The organism is Streptomyces sp. NBC_00286 (assembly GCF_036173125.1).
Taxonomy (GTDB): Bacteria; Actinomycetota; Actinomycetes; order Streptomycetales; family Streptomycetaceae; genus Streptomyces.
The window spans coordinates 5683259-5700735 of sequence record NZ_CP108054.1; the positions used below are offsets into that span (position 1 = coordinate 5683259).

A 17477-nucleotide genomic window follows, 5' to 3' on the forward strand; every position below is an offset into this window, starting at 1 on the left:
GTGGTACGGGGTGGTCTCACCGCCGCTCCAGCGCCTCGTCGATCTTCCCGGCGGCGGTCCGCGCCGCGGCCGAGGGCGCGGCGGAGTCGGTGAGTACGGCCTGCTCGGCGTCGGCGACGGCACGGGAGATGTCCGGGTAGCCCGGCCCGTATGTGCGCGGACGGGCGAGGGACAGCTGGTCGAGGAAGAGCCGCTTGGCCGGTTCGGAGGCCCAAGTGCCCGCGTCGGCAAGGTCCTTGCGGGACGGGAGGTTGCCGAACGACTCCAGGTACGGCACCAGGACCGACCGGCGCTGCGTGTACTCCAGCACCTCCCACGCCTTGTCCTGCTTCTCGCTGCTCGCCATCACCACCCAGTTCTCGCCGCCCAGGCAGGTGGCGGACTCCTTGTCACGGGGGAGCGCGACGACACTCCACTCCAGATCCGTCGCCTTCTCCAGGGTGGGGATCTGCCACGGTCCGTTGATCTGCATCGCGGCGCGCCCGTCGATGAACCGGGTGTTGACGTCCTGCTGGGTCCAGCCCACGCACTGCTCGGACAGCGAACCCTTGGCGACCAGGTCGTCGAGGAAGGCCAGCGCGGTCTCGCCGTCGGTGGCGAAGGTGTCCAGGTCGCCGCCGGTCTGCCACAGGAACGGCAGGAACTGGAAGACGCCCTCCTCGGTCCTGATCGCGCTCATCGCCAGACCGAACCGGTTCCCGCTGGTCAACCGCTGTGCCGCGGCGGCCAGTTCGTCCCAGGTGGTGGGGGGTTCCACGTTCGCGGACCGGAGGATCTCGGTGTTGTAGTACAGGGCGAGGCAGTTGCTGTTGTTGGGGATGCCGAGGGTCTTGCCGTCGACCTGGCAGCCGGCCCAGGGACCCTCGTAGTACTGGTCCGCCTGTCCCCACTCCTCGACCCGCTCGGTGAGGTCGGCCAGCAGGTCGCTGCCGCCGAGGGAGTTCATCGAGACGTTGTCGACGATGGCGATGTCCGGGAGATCGCCGGAGACCGCGCCCAGGGTGATCTGCCGTTCCAGGTCCGCGAAGGGGAAGGTGCGGCGTCTGATGCGTACGTCCGGGACGCCCGCCTCGATGTCCTCGATGAGGGCTCTCATGCCGGGCTGGAAGTTCTCCAGGGTGAAGTAGTCCCACCAGGTGAGGGTGGTGGTCTCCCCGCGGCCCTGCTTTCGCTTTCCGGCGGCTTCGGTGGTTTCGGAATTCCCGCAGGACGCGAGGGCACCGGCCGTGCCGAGGGCGGCGGCTCCCGCACCCGCGGCACGCAGAAACGTACGGCGGTCACATGCACGACGGTCAAGGGTGGACGGCATACGAGGCTCCCATCGGCGTGGGGAGCGGCGCTCCCCTTCGTGGACTTCATGGACTCGGTTCAGGGATTCATGAACGCATGTACTCGGGCTCAGAAATCGGAACCCGGGAAGTCCGGTATGTCGGGAAACTCGGGGAGCGCCGGCTCCGGCTCCGCACCGGGCACCGGCCTGCACCTGCCCGTACTCGCGCGCAGTGAGATCAGCGGCTTCAGCAGCACATGCCGGGGAGGGGCGTCGGGTGAGGTGAGCCGTTCCATCATCAGCTCGACACCGACCCGGCTCATCTCCGCGGCCGGGATCTCGGCGGCGGTGAGCTCCGGTGTCACCTGCTCCGCCCAGCGCCCGGCCGCCACGCCGACGACGGAGAAGTCCCGGGGTACGGCACGGCCGTGCCGGATGAGCCCGCGGTAGAGGCCGGCGAGGGCCGCCTCGTTCATGGTGACGATCGCGGTGGTCGCCGGGTCGTCCCGCAGGATCCGCTCCAGTACCGCCTCGCCTCCGGCGGTGTCGTCGTCGCAGAGGTACGCGTGCGGGGTGAGCCCCAGTCGCTCCGTGGCCTCGGTGTAGCCCTCCAGCGCGAGGTGCGCAAAGCCGTAGCCGCTCTCGAAGAGCTGTCGCGACCGATTGACGAAGGCGATCCGGCTGTGCCCCAGATCAACGAGGTGCTGTACGCAACTGGCCGACAGCCCCGCGAAGTCCAGATCGACCCATCCGGTCTCCTCCGCCCGCCGGTTCCTGCCGATGGTGACGAACGGAAACCCCGCCTTGGCGAGATGCTCGACCCGGTCGTCGTCCCGCCGGATCTCCATCACGATCAGCCCGTCCACCTGCCGCTCGGCGAGAATCCGCTGGAACGAGGGCTCGTCCTCGGACCCGCTCGGCGAGAGCAACAGGTCGTAGCCGTACTCAGTGGCGGCCTCGGCCACTCCGCCGATGAAGTCGAGCTGCATGCCGGTGTAGTGCCGGCCGCGTCCGGCGGGCGGGTAGAGCAGCCCGAGGGTGTGCGTACGGCCACTTCCGGTGCCCGGTGCGCCGCCCCCGGACCCTGGGCTGCCCCCGGATCTTGGGCCGCCGCCGGGCCCTGCGCCGTCCCCGGACCCTGGGCTGCCCCCGGATCTTGGGCCGCCGCCGGGCCCTGCGCCGTCCCCGGACCCTGGGCTGCCCCCGGATCTTGGGCCGCCGCCGGGCCCTGCGTCGCCGCCGGACCCTGGGCTGCCCCCGGATCTTGGGCCGCCGCCGGGCCCTGCGTCGCCGCCGGACCCTGGGCTGCCCCCGGACCCTGGGCTGCCCCCGGATCTTGGGCCGCCGCCGGGCCCTGCGTCGCCGCCGGACCCTGGGCTGCCCCCGGACCCTGGGCTGCCCCCGGATCTTGGGCCGCCGCCGGGCCCTGCGTCGCCCCCGGACCCTGGGCTGCCCCCGGATCTTGGGCCGCCGCCGGGCCCTGCGCCGTCCCCGGACCTTGGGCTGCCCCCGGACCCGGGGCTGGCATCCTCGCGCCCCGCGTCGCCCCTGGACCTTGGGCTGTCGGCCTTACGCCCCGGGCCGTCGGCCTCACGTCCTGGGCCGTCGCCCTTACGGTCCCGGCCGCTGTCCTCACGCTCCGGGCGGCCGTCCTCGTGGTCCCGGCCGCCGCCGCCCCGGCCCCGGCCGCCGTCGTCGCGTCCCGGGTCGCTGTCCTCAAGCCCCGGTCCGCCATCCTCACGCTCCGGGCCGGCACCCCCCGTCCCTCTCCCCGGCCCGCCCGTTCGTCCGGTCATCTTCAGCTGACCGGGAGTGGTTGTTCGGCCCAGATCGTTTTGCCCGTGGCGGTCTGGCGGGTGCCCCAGCCCTGGGTGAGCTGGGCGACCATGTGCAGGCCGCGGCCGCCCTCGTCGAAGACGCGGGCGCGGCGCAGATGGGGCGCCGTGTTGCTGGCGTCGGAGACCTCGCAGATCAGGGCGCGGTCGCGGATGAGCCGCAGGCCGATGGGGACCGCTCCGTACCGGATGGCGTTGGTGACCAGTTCGCTCACCACCAGCTCGGTGATGAACGCCGCGTCCTCCAGACCCCAGGTCGCCAGTTGACGGGAGGTCTGGGCGCGGGCGGCGGCGACGATCGCCGGGTCGGACGGCAGGGCCCAGGCGGCGACCTGGTCGGCGTGCAGCGCGCGGGTGCGCGCGAGAAGGAGGGCCACGTCGTCGTCGCAGGCGTCGGGCAGCAGAGCCTTGAGGATGGCGTCGCAGGTGACGTCGAGCGAGGGCACGGGGGAGGCGAGGGCCTTGCAGAGCCGGTCGATTCCGGCACCGACGTCATGGTCGCGGGCCTCGATCAGTCCGTCCGTGTAGAAGGCGAGCAGGGAACCCTCGGGCAGTTCGATCTCGGTGGACTCGAAGGGCAGCCCGCCGACCCCAAGGAGCGGCCCGGGGGAGAGCTCGACCAGGGTGACCGTGCCGTCGGGCCGCAGCACGGCGGGCGGCGGATGGCCGGCGCTGGCCAGGGTGCACACGCGCGAGACCGGATCGTAGACGGCGTACAGACAGGTGGCGCCGATCTCGCCGAACTCACTGGGGTCCGGCAGGTCCGCGGAGAGGATGTCGTCGTCCGAGGAGAGATGGGTGACCAGGTCGTCGAGGTGGGTGAGGAGCTCGTCCGGCGGCAGATCGACGTCGGCGAGCGTACGTACCGCCGTACGCAGCCGCCCCATGGTCGCCGAGGCGTGCAGCCCGTGACCGACCACGTCCCCTACGACCAGGGCGACCCGCGTCCCGGACAGCGGCACCACGTCGAACCAGTCGCCGCCCACTCCGGCCCCCGAACCGGCCGGCAGGTAGCGGAACGCGACCTCGACGGCCGCCTGCTCGGGGAAGTCCCGCGGCAGGAGGCTGCGTTGGAGCGTGAGCGCGTTGCTGCGCTCGCGGGTGTAGCGCCGCGCGTTGTCCACGCCGACGGCCGCCCGCCCCGCCAGCTCCTCCGCGAGCACCAGATCGTCCTCCTCGAAGCGTTCCGAGGACCGGCCCCGGGCGAACACGGCCACCCCGAGCGTGATCCCGCGGGCCCGCAGCGGAACCGCCATGATCGAGTGGAAACCGTGCCCGCGTACGCTCGCGCTCCTGGCCTCGCTCTGCTCGATCCACCGCACGAAGTCGGGATCGTCCGCCCCGCTGAGCACCGCCCGCCCGGTCGCCAGACAGCGCGCCGGCGGCGAGTACGGGGGGTAGGTGTCGGCCTCGCCGAGGTCGACCACCGCCTCGGGCGAGTCCTCGGAGCCGGAGGCGTGCGCGATGCGCCGTAGCTCCACGTCCGCGTCGACCGGGCCGGCGACCGGTTCGTCCCCGCGGGTCACGGAGTCGAGCAGGTCCACGCTGATGAAGTCGGCGAGCCGGGGCACGACCAGATCGGCGAGTTCCTGGGCGGTACGGGTCACATCCAGGGTCGTCCCGATACAGGTGCCCGCCTCGTTCAGCAGGGCCAGCCGCTGCCGCGCCCAGTGCTGTTCGCTGCTGTCGAACGTGGCGGTGCCGACCCCGCACACGCGGCCGGTGGCGGGATCCCGGACGGGCCACATCTCGGTGACGCGGGCGTGCTCACGGAGGGCGGACCGGGCCGGTGTGGAGCGCTCGTAACGCGTCGGCGCCGCCTGCTCGGCGACCTGGTCGATGTGCCGCAGGAACGCCTCGTCGCCCTCATCGCCCTCGTCACCGGCGTCCTCTGCGTCTACTCCGCCCTCTTCGGCTCCCTCGTTCGTGTAATCCTCGCCGCACTGTGCTGACGCGGCAGCGCGCCACCCGCCCGCGTCCTTGGTGAACGCGGACAGGGCGATCGAGGACTGGGCGAAGGCCCACTCCACCACCTCGCCGCCGTCCACCTCGCCGCCGTCCACCTCGCGGTCGTACGCCGGCCCGGGCGCGTCCGTGGTGGCGGTCACGAGGTACGCCTCGGTCTCGCCGCCCCGGTCCAGCGAGGGAGTGGAGTGCAGGGTCAGATCGAGGCGGTGACCGTCCTGGTGGCGGAGGGCTGCCGTGCCGCTCCATTCCCGCGAGGCGGCCAAGGCGTAACCGGTGGCGTCGGAGAGTCCCACCGTGGCGAGCAGGTCGGCCGCGCGGCGCCCCACGATCTCCGGTGCGCTGTAGCCCAGCAGCCGGCGAGCTCCTTCGCTCCAGCCCGTGACGATGCCCTGAGGGCTGATGGTGGCTGTGGCGGTGCCGGCGGTGTCCATCGTTCGCTCAATTCGCGCCAGTCATGTCAGAGATAGTCCCGGTTAGTCCTCAGCGTGCGCGCTGAGGACTGAACGGACAAGTCGGACCCGCGTGTAGAACGAATGCGCCGATGACCGTACGAGGCCCGTACGAAGACCGCGCACCGTGAGCGCATCTTGGTCGCCGTACGTACCCCGAAGGGGAGCCTGGATCGGCTGCCCGCTCCGGCCCGCCGACGCAGCCTCCAACTCAAGGTGTACTTAAGACGTCCTTACCGTTAACGGCTAGCATCGTCCCCGTTGTCGAGTGAGTGGGGTGGGCATTGTGTCGGTCGAACCGCGGATCGCTGTCGCCGTGGTGACCATGGGGAACCGGCCCGCGGAGGTCGAAGCGCTGCTGGTCTCGGTGGCCAAGCAGGACCTCCCGCCGGCCAGAGTCGTCATCGTGGGGAACGGCTGCCCGCTGCCCGAGTTCACCGGCCTCCCCTGCGAGGTCACGGCCATCGAGCTCGACGAGAACCTCGGCTGCCCGGGCGGCCGGAACGTAGCGCTGCGGCAGCTGCGGGAGTTCGGCGACGTGGACGTCGTCGTCGAGCTGGACGACGACGGTCTGCTCGTCGACACCGACGTCCTCAGCAAGGTACGGGACCTGTACGCCGCCGATCCGCGTCTCGGCATCGTGGCCTTTCGCATCGCCGACGAGCACGGCGAGACCCAGCGGCGCCATGTGCCCCGGCTCGGCGCCAAGGACCCCCTGCGCGGCGGACTTGTGACGGGTTTCCTCGGGGGTGCGCACGCCTTCTCGATGGAGATGCTCGCGCAGATCGGCGACTGGCCCGCGGAGTTCTTCTTCGCGCACGAGGAGACCGACCTGGCGTGGCGGGCCGCGGACGCCGGCTGGACCATCCGTTACGTACCCGAGCTGCTGCTCCAGCACCCCAAGACCTCGCCCGCCCGGCACGCCATCTACCACCGCGTCACCGCACGCAACCGCGTCTGGCTGACCCGGCGTCGGCTGCCCCTCCCGCTCATCCCCGTCCATCTGGCCGTCTGGATCACCCTGACCCTCCTGCGCACGCGCTCCGTCGGCGGCCTGCGCGCCTGGTTCGGCGGCTTCGTGGAGGGCCTGAGGCAGCCGGGCGGCGAACGGCGCCCGATGCGCTGGCGAACGGTGTGGCGTCTGGCCCGCCTGGGCCGACCACCGGTCATCTGAGGTCCGCCGACCTGGGCGGCCTTTGCGAAGTCCGGCGCGGTAACCCCGCCCCGCGGGGGCCGCAGGCCCCCAAAGGGCGCGCGGCCGCGACGTATGCGGCTCCGGCGCAATGGTGGGGCTACCCCCGATCGAGCCTGCGGCCCTCTTGAGGGGCCGCAGGCCCCGACAGGGGCACGGGGCTGTGACATTTTGCGGCTCCGCCGCGATGGGGGTCCCCCGCTCATGGGGGTCCCCCGCTCATGGGGGTCCCCCCGATCGAGCGAAGCCGGGAGTGGGGAGAAGCCGAGAGTGGGAGAGCGACCAGCCCCCACCGGGCCGCAGATTCATCACCGTTCCCCAGCGGAGCGCACCTGCTTATTTGGCGTCCGCATAGCACTCCACCACCGCCGTCGTGAACGGAAACCGCACCGGCGTCTCGCCGAACGTCAGTCGGCCCGCCAGCCCAGCCGCCTCCCGGATCGCGGCCACCACCGTGTCCGCCTCCTCGGCCGGACAGTGCACGATCACCTCGTCGTGCTGGAAGAAGACCAGCTCGGCGGCGAGTCCCGAGCAGCTGCGCCGTAGCGCGGCGAGCAGCAGCAGGGCCCAGTCGGCGGCGCTGCCCTGGACGACGAAGTTACGGGCGAAGCGGCCACGCGCGCGGGAGTTGGTGGACGCGTAGCCCGGCACCCACTCGTCGCCGTCGGCGGGGGCAACGCGCTCGACAGGCGGCTCGTCCTGCGGAATCCCCGCCTCCTCGGCCGAGTCGGCGCCGCCCACCGCCGGAGGACACGTCCGCCCCAGCCACGTACGCACGAGCCGTCCCTCTTCGCCCGCCCGCGCCGCCTCGTCCACGTACGCGACGGCTCTGGGGAAGCGGCGGCGCAGCGCGGCGAGGTTCTTGAGGCCGTCGCCGGAGGTCTGGCCGTACACCGCGCTGAGCACCGCGAGTTTTGCCTGGTCGCGGTTGCCGGCGAAGGCGCGGTCGGAGACGGACTGGTAGAGGTCGGTCTCCCGCCCGGCGACCTCCATCAGGCCCGGGTCGCGCGAGATCGCGGCCAGGACGCGCGGCTCCATCTGGTCGGCGTCCGCCACGACGAGCCGCCAGCCCGGGTCGGCGATCACGGCGCGGCGGATCACCTTGGGGATCTGCAGCGCGCCTCCGCCATTGGTCACCCAGCGCCCGGTGACCGTCCCGCCCGGCAGGTACTCCGGCCGGAACCGCCCGTCCCGCACCCAGTCCTGCAGCCACGACCAGCCATGCGCGACCCAGATGCGGTACAGCGTCTTGTACTCCAGCAGTGGCTTCACGGCGGGATGTTCGACGGCCTCGATCTCCCACCGGCGCGTGGACTTCACCTTGATCCCGGCCTGCGCGAAGGCCTTGACCACATCGGCGGGCAGATCGGGCCGCACCCGGCGCCCGAACGCGGCCGACACCTCGTCCGTCAGCTCGGCAAGCCGCTTGGGCTCGCCCCCGCCCGCGTACCGCTCGCCCAGCAGCTCGTGCAGCACCTCGCGGTGCACCTCCGCGCTCCACGGCAGCCCGGACGCGTTCATCTCGCCGGCCACCAGCGTGCCCGCCGACTCGGCGGCGGTCAGCAGCCGCGTCCGGTCGGGGTGCGCGGTCGCGTCGTGACGCCGCTGCTGATCCGCGTACACCTCTATGAGCTGTTCCAGCGGTACGTGTACGGGGCGTGGCTCGAACAGGGAGGACTGCGAGCCCGGTTCGGCGGAACGCTGCGGCGGATCCGGCGGTACGGGGCCGCCGCGCAGCCTGGCCGACGCGGCTGCCGCCGACCGGGGTTCGCCGAGCCGCCCCTCGTGGCCGAGCAGGAGGTTCTCGGCGACCTCGATGTCGTAGCACCGCTCGACGCGGACGCCCGCGTCGAGGAGCCGGGGGTAGACCTCGCTCGTCGCCCGCCACACCCAGCGGGCGACCTGCGGCCGGGTGCGCACGGCCGTGACGAGGTCCGGCTCCTTCACGACCGGCCTCGCGGGCAGCCCGTCCGGGCCGAGGGGGGCGAGCTCGGCTCCGCCCTCCTCGGCCGGCGCGAGAGCCCACCGGTCGGTCATGATGGCGAGTCTCGCAGGAGGGTCTGACAACGGGGCGGCGCCGGCCGAACTGCTGAGGGCCTGGCAGGCCCGTGACCTGCGCTTTCAGTCCTGCTTCAGTCCCGTTCCAGTCCTGCTCAGGCCTCTTCCTGGAGCGCCTGCGCCACCTTCTCCAGCGACTTCGCGATGCTGGCCTCGGCCGCCGCCTTGTCCAGGCCCAGTCCGCTGAGTACGCCCGTGCCGCCCTCGTGCTCCAGCAGCGCGAGCAGGATGTGCTCCGTGCCGATGTAGTTGTGGCCGAGCCGGAGGGCCTCGCGGAAGGTGAGTTCGAGGGCTTTCTTGGCGTTGCCGTCGAAGGGGATGAGTGCGGGTACGTCCTCGGCGCGCGGCGGCAGGGCGGCGGTCGCCGCCTCGCGCACGGCGTCCAGGGTGACGCCTTGCGCCGTGATGGCCTTCGCCCCGAGGCCCTCCGGGTCGGCGATCAGGCCGAGGACCAGGTGCTCGGTGCGGATCTGGTCGTTGCCCGCGGTATTGGCCTCGTTCTGGGAGACGATCACCACGTTCCTGGCTCGTGGCGTGTAGCGGCTGAAGCCCTGGCTCGGGTCGAGGTCCGACTCCGCCTTCGGCACGAACCGCTTCTGGGCGGCCTGCCGGGTGACCCCCATGCTCTTGCCGATGTCCGTCCAGGACGCGCCCGAACGCCGGGCCTGGTCCACGAAGTGACCGATCAGGTGATCGGCCACGTCGCCGAGGTGATCCGCGGCGATCACCGCGTCCTGGAGCTGGTCGAGCGCGTCGGTGTGGACCTTCTTGATGGCTTCGATGAGGTCGTCGAGACGTACGGATGCCGTGACAGCTGAGTTCTCGGTCATGCGTCAACCGTAGGTTGACAGTGGAATGGGTGTCAACCTTGAGTTGACAACCGTCTGGGTGGCTACCCCCTCAGGATTCTGTGAATGCGTGGCGGCTGTGCACGAGCAATGCACGCAGGGCGGGGCCGCGCGTGCTCTTCCAGATCAGGGCGAGCAACGCTGATGTTTCGACGTCGTCGATGGTGCGGGCGATGAGCCGGTCGCCGTAATTCGCGGCCATCGAGTTGCTGAGGATGGCGACGCCGAGCCCGCGGGCGGCCAGGTCGGCAATGGCGTCCGCGGAGCTGGCTTGCAGCGCGATCGCGGGTTGGAGGCTCTGTGCAGCGCAGGCATGGTCGAATACCGTACGTAGGCCGGTGCCGAGTGGCATGCACACGATTGGGTGGGCCGCCAAGTCGCGCAGAGCGACCCGCCGCTGGTCCGCCAGGGGGTGCCCGGCCGGAACCGCCACGACGAGCCGCTCGCTGATGATGTTCAGCGCGTTCAGCCCGTGGGGGGTGGGGGCTGCGGTCCCGATGAGAGCCAGGTCGATGGTGCCGGCGCGAACGCCCTCGACGAGTCGGTCGGAGTTGTCCTCCAGCAGCGAGATCTCCACACCGGGATGCGCCCGGTGAAAGGTGGCGAGAGCGTCGAACAGCGGTGTGACGGTGCAGCCGATGACCATCCCAACCGTGAGCCGACCCCGGATCAGGTCGGTGACCTCGCCCACCGCTTGGCCGACCGCACCGGCTGCGGCCAGCGCGGCGCGGGCGTGTTCCAGCGCGGCCTTTCCCGCGGCAGTAAGGGTGGCCGTGCGGGCTGACCGGTCGAACAACTCGGCGCCGAGTTCGCGCTCCAACTGGCGGATCTGGGCGCTGACGCCGGACTGGCTGATGTGTACCCGCGCGGCCGCCCGAGTGAAGCTCTGTTCTTCGGCGACCGCGACGAGGTATTCCAACTGCCTCAGTTCCATGACTGGCAATTCTAGATTCCATAAGAACCATCTGTTGGACTTCTGAGCGGCGGCTGACCAGGCTGGAAGGCACCGAAGCCCGACGTCAGGAGGTACCCGTGCCGGAGTACGAGAAGGCCATGCGCCCCGAAGACATCACCCGCTTTTTCGTCGAGCGGTCCAACGCCGGTGACGCTGCCGGGGTCGCCGCACTGTACGAAGAGGACGCAGTGCTGGCCTACCCGCCCGGCGAACTGACGGTGGGACGGGAGGCGATCCACGCGCTGTGGGAAAAGGTGCTGGCCAACCGCCCCCAATTCGAGCCGGAACAACCGCTGCCCACGCTGGTCAGCGGCGATTTCGCCCTCACCTCGACCCCGCCGAAGGACGGGTCCGGCGCCCGAGCACAGGTCGTCCGCCGCCAGCCCGACGGAAGCTGGCTACGCCTCCTCGACCAGCCGGAGTTCGTCCCTCCCTTCCGCTGAACACCTCGGGCAACATCGCCGTCTTCGCGCTGAAGTTCGCGGTTGTTGCCCGGGCCTGCTACTTCGGCGAAGCCACCAGCAGTCGCACCGCGAGCCCCGTGAAGACCGCCCCGCTGAAGATGTTCAGGCCCCGGGCTACGCGCCGACTGCGGCGCAGCAGGTTGGAGAGGCGCCCGGAGAGCAGGCCGACCGAGGCGTCGACGGCGAATCCGATGACGACCAGGGTGACGCCGAGGGTGAGGAACTGGCCCATGACATGGCCGAGTTCGGGGTTCACGAACTGCGGCAGAAACGCCACGTTGAAGAGGATCACCTTCGGGTTGAGCAGATTGGTGACCGCCCCCTGCCAGAAGGCGCGCCGCCGGCCCGGCCCGACGGTGCCGCCCTCTTCGACCGGCACGGAGCGATCCCGGAACGCCTTGACCGCGAGGTAGAGCAGATACGCCGCTCCCACCCAGCGCAGTACGTGGTACAAGGTCGGCAGGGCGGTGAACAACGCCGAGAGCCCCAGCATCGCGGCCACCGCATGCACCAGCATCGCGAAGGCGACCCCGGCCGCGGCCATCACCCCCGCGACCGGACCACCCCGGCCGCCCATCGCCACGATGAACATCATGTCGGGCCCTGGACTCACAACCAACGCGAGTGCGGCCACCAGAAACGCTGCGTAGAGGGATGTGTCGACCATGCGCGCATACTTTCCGCCGCATCTACGGGACGCGACCCAATTTCACGAACTGAAACGGGGTGCCTACGGCGGTTGGGAGGATTCGCGCTTCGGCTCCACGACCGTCCCGAGCTCGACCTCACCCGGTCGCCGAGGCCGAGTAGGCGTCGACTTTCTTCGAGATGCTCACCGAGTCGTCGTGTGTCACAACGCGGACAGGCGTGGCAAACGCCTATATCCATAACAAGAGGGCGAAGGAGTCGATGCCCTTCCTGTCGCCGACATCAGGCCATCGCGTGGAGGCAGTTTGCCGGCCCAGGATGGGCATCCGGTAGGCATCATCACGGCCTTCATGGAGTGATCTTCGAGAAGGAGGCCGGATTTTGGCAGATCAGGAGCCGCGCGATGGAATATCGCCACGATAGTGGCTCGCCAGATTCCAGGTTTCTGCGGAAGAAAAGATCCGCGACCAGCTTGCCTCCGAAGAGGATTCTGGGGCTCTTCACGACCTAGTTCTTGAGCATCGCGAGGACGGCGTATGGGCCAGTGCAGCCTTCACGATGAACGCCGTTCCCAGGTCACGTTCATCCGTAGCCAGCGGATAATGCCGGACTTGAGTTTGGGATGGGATCCAGAATTTGCCGCCATGCTGTTTGAGACTCACTTGATCGAGTGGGTTCACGTGGACGCCAAACGCAGAGCACCAGATTCCAGCGGTGTGGTCCGCAACTAACACCTCCGCGAATTCGGCATCGCCGCCGGGTCGAGGCTCAGGCAGGTGTGTAGGGCCGTGGTCAGGCGGGTGTCGAGGAGTTGGCGGTCGGAGAGGTTGTCCGATGGTGGGGGTACGAGGGCGAAGGGGGCCGTCACGGTGAAGAGGGTGCGGGCCAGGGCCGCGTCGTCCGGGCCGGGGCGCCACAGGTAGAGGCCTGCTTGGAGCCAGTGCAGGGCTCGGGTGTGCAGTGTGGTGGTCGGTTCTGTCAGGGCGGTGAGGAGGAGGTCGGGGCTGGTGCGGGCGGTCGCTTGGGTTACGGGGTGTTCGCGTAGCAGCCGGGCCGCGTGCACGATCTGCGCTGGTAGGCGGCAGGGCTGGGGCAGTGTGCCGCCGGTGCAGCCGGCCACGTCCAGCAGGCGGTCCAGTTCTGACTCGCAGGCCTTCTGGATGAGGAGCCGGGAGTCCGGCCAGTTTCGGTAGAGGTACTGGCGGCTGGTGGCGGCCCGTCGTGCGATCTCCGCGATGGGCGGACGGCGCGGGCCGTGCTCGGCCAGTGTGGCGAGTACGGCTCGGTAGACGGTGCCGACTCCCGGCGGCGCATGGAGGCTCATGCGTGCAGCCTGCCGTGACGACGGCGGGGCCGTGCCCGGACCGGCCGTGGCTCACCCAGAGGGGTGGAGGGGTAGGGGTGTGTGCGCGGAAATGTGACACATGGGGGTGCGAGTGTCACATTTTCGCGCGAAGGGTGGTGAGGAGGGGGGTCCAGGCGTCGCGGGTGACGGTGAGGGTTGGGCCGCCAGGGTTCTTGGAGTCGCGGATGTGGATGGTGGTGGCGTGGGCTTGGGGACAGGTGGCTATCTCGACGCATTCGCCGCCGCTGTCGCTGCTGTACGACGACTTGTGCCAGTCGTACGCGACTTCGAGGCAAGCGCCGCCGCTGTCATTGCTGTAGCTCGACTTGAACCACCGAAGGGTGCCGCTCATTCCCGTTCTCCTGCCAACCGCTCGATGAGGCCCAGCGATTCTCGTGGGCCCAGGGCCTGTGAGCGGATCTTCGCATAGCGCTGTGCGTACGTCGTCACCTTTGAGGGGTCGCTCACAAGGATGCTCTCGTCCTGGGGTTCCAGGTAGGCGAGGTCTTCGTGCTCGGGGGTTTCCACCAGCGTCATATCGCCGCGGCAGCCCGCGTGTTCACCGTCCAGCCCGCAGTCCATCGGCAGTACCTGGAGCATCACATTGCGACGCCTGGAGCACTCCGCGAGGTGCAGGAGCTGCCCGTGCATGATCTTGTTGCTGCCGATGGTGCGCCGTAGCGCGGATTCCTCAACGACCAGCTCGATCAGCACTGTTGGATCGCGGTCGAACAGTGCCCGCCGCGCCAACCGTGCTTCGACCAGTTCCTCGACGCGCTCGTCCTTGTGGGGCGGATAGCCGCCGCCGATCAGCGCGCGAGCGTACTCCTCGGTCTGGAAGAGGCCGTGGACCACGAACGTCACGTACGTGGAGAGCGTCAGCGCACGCTGCTCCAGCAGCACGTAGTCCTTGAACTGCGCCGGGTACTTCTCCAACCGCATCAACGCCCGCGCCTTCTCGAACACCCCCAGCCCGCCCCCAAGCACCTCCTCCAGCTTGACGAGCATCTGATCGCTCGCGGGCTGCGCGCACGTCTCCATCGCGCTGATCGCCGCCGCCGTGTACCCGATCAGCTTCCCCAACTGCTCCTGGGAGAGGCCTCGTTGCTCACGCAGCGCCTTCGCCAGGGCGGCCACCATGCGCGCCGTACCGCCCGCTTCCGTCTTGTTCTCCGCCCGCGCCATTGCGGTCACCTCCGCACTCAACCGAAACCAACCGGTCCCAACCCGCCACCACTCGCTCCCGACCGTGGCCGACCGGCAACGCAAAGTCATGGAAACGCTAGCCGCGCCTACGGAAACTGTCCGCATGAATACGCAAAGTGATGAGGCAAACCTCGACGAGCCCCCACTCGACCCCGAAATCCCCGACGAGGCCCCTGAAGAGATCCCCGAACCCGACCCTGAGATCCCTGACCAAATCCCCGACGGGACTCCGGACTGGATCCCCGCCAGAGGCATCCAACTCCGCAAAGCCGGCGTCCAGTTCGACGCCGTACGCGTGGACGGCGACGAAGGCCGAGCCCTCGCCGACCGCCTCGCGCGGATGACCGGCGGCATCCCGGGCCCGGTGGTCGAGGAGGCGAACGGGAGGCGCGCGGTCTACTTCCTCGTGCCGGTCGGCAGTACGTCCTACCGGTCCTGGCCCGACGGCGTCACCCGTCTCACCGCCGGCCCGAACCGCGTCTCGTACATCCCGGTCCCCGCCCTCAACGGCCTCACCTGGCCGCTGACATGGCGTTACCGGCCGACGACGCGCGATCACCTCGTACACGCACTGCTCCTGCGCGGCGCCCTCCACCCCGAAGAGCCGTGACACGATCGAACACGTGAGTACGAGTACGCCCGGCACCATGACCGTGGACCGCGCCTTCGAAACCGCCCTGTACGCCGAGACCGACACGGCCCTCGACACCGGCGCGTCCCTGCTCGCCGCCGACCCCTCGGCGGACGCCGAACTCGCCCAGCGCGGCGAGGAGTTCATCGCCACGGCATGGCGGCGCGGCTGGCAGCCCGCCGATGTCGTACGGATCGTGCGACGCGAACTGGACGAAACGCACGTACGCCTGGTGTCGCGCCTGATCCTCAGTGCGGAGGCCCGCCACAAGCAGCCGCGCGGACGCCGATGGGCGGCCCAACTCGAAGACCTGGACTCCAGCGACGTACAAACCGAGCGCACGGACCGCTTCTCGTACGCGACCGCCGTCCTGGAGCTCTACCGCCTGCTCCTCCGCCTGCCACCCCTCGAACCACTCGACGACTCGACCGCCAAGCCGTCCCACAAGCCACCGGGGGAGCGGCAGGCGCCCGAGTCTCGCATCCTCCCCCGTATCCGCGCCCTACTCGCCAAGGCGGAGGCGACCGGCTACCCGGAGGAGGCGGAGGCGCTCACCGCCAAGGCTCAGGAGCTGATGGCGCGCCACAGCATCGACGAGGCGCTGCTCGCGGCGCGCACCCCCGCATCCGCCGACGCACCCGGCGCGTGCCGGATCGGGATCGACCCGCCGTACGAGACGGCCAAGGCCACCCTCCTCGACGCGGTCGCCGCAGCGAACCGTTGCCGCACCGTATGGAACGAAGCCCTCGGCTTCTCCACGGTGGTCGGCTTCGAAGCGGATCTGGAGGCCGTCGAACTCCTCCACACCTCACTGCTCGTGCAGGCGACCGCCGCGATGACGAAGGCGGAGGCAGCCGCCCGCGCGTCCGGTCGCCGCCGTACGAAAACCTTCCGGCAGTCGTTCCTGGCGGCGTACGCGCACCGCATCGCCACCCGCCTGAAGTCCGCCACCGAAACCCAGGTGACCGAGGACCTCCTCCCGGTCCTCGCCACCCGCGAGGCCGCGGTCAGCGACCGAACGGACCGCATGTTCCCGGAGATGACCACGACCCGCCTGCGCGGCGTCAACGACGCGGCGGGCTGGACCCAGGGCGCCGAGGCGGCGGACCGGGCCCAGGTCGAGCGACATCAGCAACTGCCCTGACCAGCAGACATCGGAAGAAGAGCTCACGACCCCAGGCTCGCCGTAGGCAACCCCTCAGGCCACTTCCCGTCTTCCGACCGCGTGTACGTCTCCTCCCCGAACCCCTCCCATGTGACCTTCATGGTCGAGGAGTTGACGGAGTCGATCACGCCCGCGGCCCGGTCCTTGTTGCCGTCGGTGCACTTCAGGGCGATCTTCTGCTCGCCCGAGGCCTCCCCGGCGGTCCCACTGCACACGGACCCGCCCGTCGAGAACAGCGCGGCCTTCGAACCGTCGACCATCAACGCGACGAGCTTGCCCTCCTTCGAGGCGACCCAGCTGCCTTGCAGCCCGTCGGCCCCGGCCGCACCCCCACCGGAACCACCGCCGGAGCCTCCGTCGGCGTCAGCCGAGCTGGCCGCCGCGCTCGGCTCCGGGGACGAGGCCTCGTCCCCGCCTCCGTCATCGCTGCCGCTGCACCCGGTCAGGACGAGCGCGGCAGCCAGCCCCGCCGCCACGGACGCGATCCGCGCCTGCCTGCGCGAGAAGGTCGCCGAAGTCACTGAAGCCCCCAAGGGTCTGGCCGAAGAAGCGGGTCGCCGAACGACCACACGCTGGTATCGACCGCAAGCTGGTAACGACCGCAAGCTACCAGTGCGTATACCAGGACCGTCCACCCAGGACCGACAGGACCGTAAGGAGCCGTCTACCAGGACGATTTGCGCACACCGGGCAGAAAGCCCGCGTGCGCCTGCTTCCGCAGATTGACCCGCGAGAGCCCGAAGTTGCGCAGGTACCCGCGCGGACGGCCGTCCACACTGTCCCGGTTGCGTACGCGCGTGGCGCTGGCGTCGCGCGGCTGCCTGCGCAGTTCCTCCTGGGCGGCGAGCTTCTCGGCCTCCGAGGAAGACGGTCGGCGGATGATCTCCTTCAGCTCGGCGCGGCGGGCGGCGTAGCGCGCGACGATCTCCTGGCGCTTCTCGTTCTTCGCGATCTTGCTCTTCTTTGCCATCAGACCTTCACTCCACGGGCACGAATCCTGGCCACGGCCGCCTCGATGCCGATCGTGTCGACAGTCTTGATCCCCTTGGTGCTGAGCTTCAGCCGTACGTGCCTGCCCTCGCTCGGCAGCCAGTAGCGCTTGCTCTGGATGTTGGGGTCGAAACGGCGGGACGTACGCCGATGGGAGTGGGAAATGGTGTTGCCGAAGCCGGGTTGGGCTCCGGTCAGCATGCAGTGGGCGGACATGGTGACGTACCTCTCTGGTTCGCTCTGCGACCCGTTATTGGAAACGGGACCCGTTTTCATATACTAGCCACATGGCACGCAACGAACTCCGTCCGGTCATCAAGCTCCGGTCCACGGCCGGGACCGGCTACACGTACGTCACACGCAAGAACCGGCGTAACGACCCCGACCGGCTGACCCTGCGCAAGTACGACCCCATGGTGGGCCGCCACGTCGACTTCCGAGAGGAGCGCTGAT

At 70.0% G+C, this 17477-nt stretch carries 18 protein-coding genes; 5 read left to right on the forward strand and 13 right to left on the reverse strand.

All coding sequences use genetic code 11. The features are described from left to right. Nucleotides 1-16: 16 nt before the first annotated feature. The 3 genes from OHT21_RS26185 to OHT21_RS26195 form a co-directional block, all read right to left on the reverse strand. Nucleotides 17-1309 carry an ABC transporter substrate-binding protein gene (locus OHT21_RS26185; protein WP_328770768.1) on the reverse strand — a complete coding sequence of 431 codons (1293 nt, stop codon included), beginning with the start codon at nucleotides 1307-1309 and terminating at the stop codon, nucleotides 17-19. 89 nt (nucleotides 1310-1398) lie between these two features. Further along, nucleotides 1399-2259, reverse strand: coding sequence for a LacI family DNA-binding transcriptional regulator (locus OHT21_RS26190; RefSeq protein ID WP_443050433.1), 861 nt, complete (start codon nucleotides 2257-2259; stop codon nucleotides 1399-1401). 809 nt (nucleotides 2260-3068) lie between these two features. After that, nucleotides 3069-5525: a SpoIIE family protein phosphatase gene (locus tag OHT21_RS26195; RefSeq protein ID WP_443050662.1), complete on the reverse strand. Its 2457-nt coding sequence runs from the start codon at nucleotides 5523-5525 to the stop codon at nucleotides 3069-3071. Nucleotides 5526-5847: 322 nt separating this feature from the next. Between OHT21_RS26195 and OHT21_RS26200 the strand changes: the two genes are divergently transcribed. After that, entirely contained in the window at nucleotides 5848-6696 is an 849-nt protein-coding gene (locus tag OHT21_RS26200) for a glycosyltransferase family 2 protein (RefSeq protein WP_443050663.1), read from the forward strand. Nucleotides 6697-7050: 354 nt separating this feature from the next. Here OHT21_RS26200 and OHT21_RS26205 read toward each other — a convergent pair whose 3' ends face one another. From OHT21_RS26205 to OHT21_RS26215, 3 genes are all read right to left on the reverse strand, one after another. After that, a complete protein-coding gene (locus OHT21_RS26205) occupies nucleotides 7051-8751 on the reverse strand; it encodes a bifunctional 3'-5' exonuclease/DNA polymerase (RefSeq protein ID WP_328770769.1) in 1701 nt (566 codons plus the stop codon). A gap of 116 nt (nucleotides 8752-8867) precedes the next feature. Beyond that, entirely contained in the window at nucleotides 8868-9602 is a 735-nt protein-coding gene (locus OHT21_RS26210) for a Clp protease N-terminal domain-containing protein (RefSeq protein ID WP_328770770.1), read from the reverse strand. 70 nt (nucleotides 9603-9672) lie between these two features. After that, nucleotides 9673-10554, reverse strand: a complete 882-nt coding sequence (locus tag OHT21_RS26215) for a LysR family transcriptional regulator (RefSeq protein WP_328770771.1) — start codon at nucleotides 10552-10554, stop codon at nucleotides 9673-9675. A 98-nt stretch (nucleotides 10555-10652) separates the two neighbouring features. On the opposite strand from OHT21_RS26215, the gene OHT21_RS26220 reads away from it, so the two are divergent. After that, nucleotides 10653-11018, forward strand: coding sequence for a YybH family protein (locus OHT21_RS26220; protein ID WP_328770772.1), 366 nt, complete (start codon nucleotides 10653-10655; stop codon nucleotides 11016-11018). Between the two features lie 58 nt (nucleotides 11019-11076). Here OHT21_RS26220 and OHT21_RS26225 read toward each other — a convergent pair whose 3' ends face one another. The 4 genes from OHT21_RS26225 to OHT21_RS26240 all read right to left on the reverse strand — a co-directional run bounded on the left by OHT21_RS26225 (nucleotide 11077) and on the right by OHT21_RS26240 (nucleotide 14217). Then, nucleotides 11077-11706, reverse strand: coding sequence for a LysE family translocator (locus OHT21_RS26225; RefSeq protein ID WP_328770773.1), 630 nt, complete (start codon nucleotides 11704-11706; stop codon nucleotides 11077-11079). A 708-nt stretch (nucleotides 11707-12414) separates the two neighbouring features. Next, entirely contained in the window at nucleotides 12415-13011 is a 597-nt protein-coding gene (locus OHT21_RS26230; RefSeq protein WP_328770774.1) for a TetR/AcrR family transcriptional regulator, read from the reverse strand. Nucleotides 13012-13126: 115 nt separating this feature from the next. Then, complete coding sequence (locus OHT21_RS26235; protein WP_328770775.1) at nucleotides 13127-13384, reverse strand: DUF397 domain-containing protein; 258 nt, start codon at nucleotides 13382-13384, stop codon at nucleotides 13127-13129. After that, nucleotides 13381-14217, reverse strand: coding sequence for a helix-turn-helix domain-containing protein (locus tag OHT21_RS26240; RefSeq protein WP_328770776.1), 837 nt, complete (start codon nucleotides 14215-14217; stop codon nucleotides 13381-13383). Before OHT21_RS26240 ends, OHT21_RS26235 begins: the two co-directional genes overlap by 4 nt. A gap of 124 nt (nucleotides 14218-14341) precedes the next feature. On the opposite strand from OHT21_RS26240, the gene OHT21_RS26245 reads away from it, so the two are divergent. Both OHT21_RS26245 and OHT21_RS26250 read left to right on the forward strand, forming a co-directional pair. Next, entirely contained in the window at nucleotides 14342-14848 is a 507-nt protein-coding gene (locus OHT21_RS26245; RefSeq protein WP_328770777.1) for a hypothetical protein, read from the forward strand. Nucleotides 14849-14885: 37 nt separating this feature from the next. Continuing rightward, nucleotides 14886-16013: a DUF2786 domain-containing protein gene (locus OHT21_RS26250; RefSeq protein WP_328774228.1), complete on the forward strand. Its 1128-nt coding sequence runs from the start codon at nucleotides 14886-14888 to the stop codon at nucleotides 16011-16013. A 23-nt stretch (nucleotides 16014-16036) separates the two neighbouring features. Here the strand turns inward: OHT21_RS26250 and OHT21_RS26255 are convergent, their stop codons facing one another. From OHT21_RS26255 to rpmB, 3 genes are all read right to left on the reverse strand, one after another. Further along, nucleotides 16037-16555: a hypothetical protein gene (locus OHT21_RS26255; RefSeq protein ID WP_328770778.1), complete on the reverse strand. Its 519-nt coding sequence runs from the start codon at nucleotides 16553-16555 to the stop codon at nucleotides 16037-16039. A gap of 143 nt (nucleotides 16556-16698) precedes the next feature. Next, nucleotides 16699-17004 carry a 30S ribosomal protein S14 gene (gene rpsN / locus OHT21_RS26260; protein ID WP_165338561.1) on the reverse strand — a complete coding sequence of 102 codons (306 nt, stop codon included), beginning with the start codon at nucleotides 17002-17004 and terminating at the stop codon, nucleotides 16699-16701. Continuing rightward, nucleotides 17004-17240 carry a 50S ribosomal protein L28 gene (rpmB, locus tag OHT21_RS26265; RefSeq protein WP_165338562.1) on the reverse strand — a complete coding sequence of 79 codons (237 nt, stop codon included), beginning with the start codon at nucleotides 17238-17240 and terminating at the stop codon, nucleotides 17004-17006. Before rpmB ends, rpsN begins: the two co-directional genes overlap by 1 nt. Nucleotides 17241-17311: 71 nt before the next feature. Between rpmB and rpmG the strand changes: the two genes are divergently transcribed. Next, nucleotides 17312-17476: a 50S ribosomal protein L33 gene (rpmG, locus tag OHT21_RS26270; RefSeq protein ID WP_009297985.1), complete on the forward strand. Its 165-nt coding sequence runs from the start codon at nucleotides 17312-17314 to the stop codon at nucleotides 17474-17476. Nucleotide 17477: the final 1 nt, after the last annotated feature.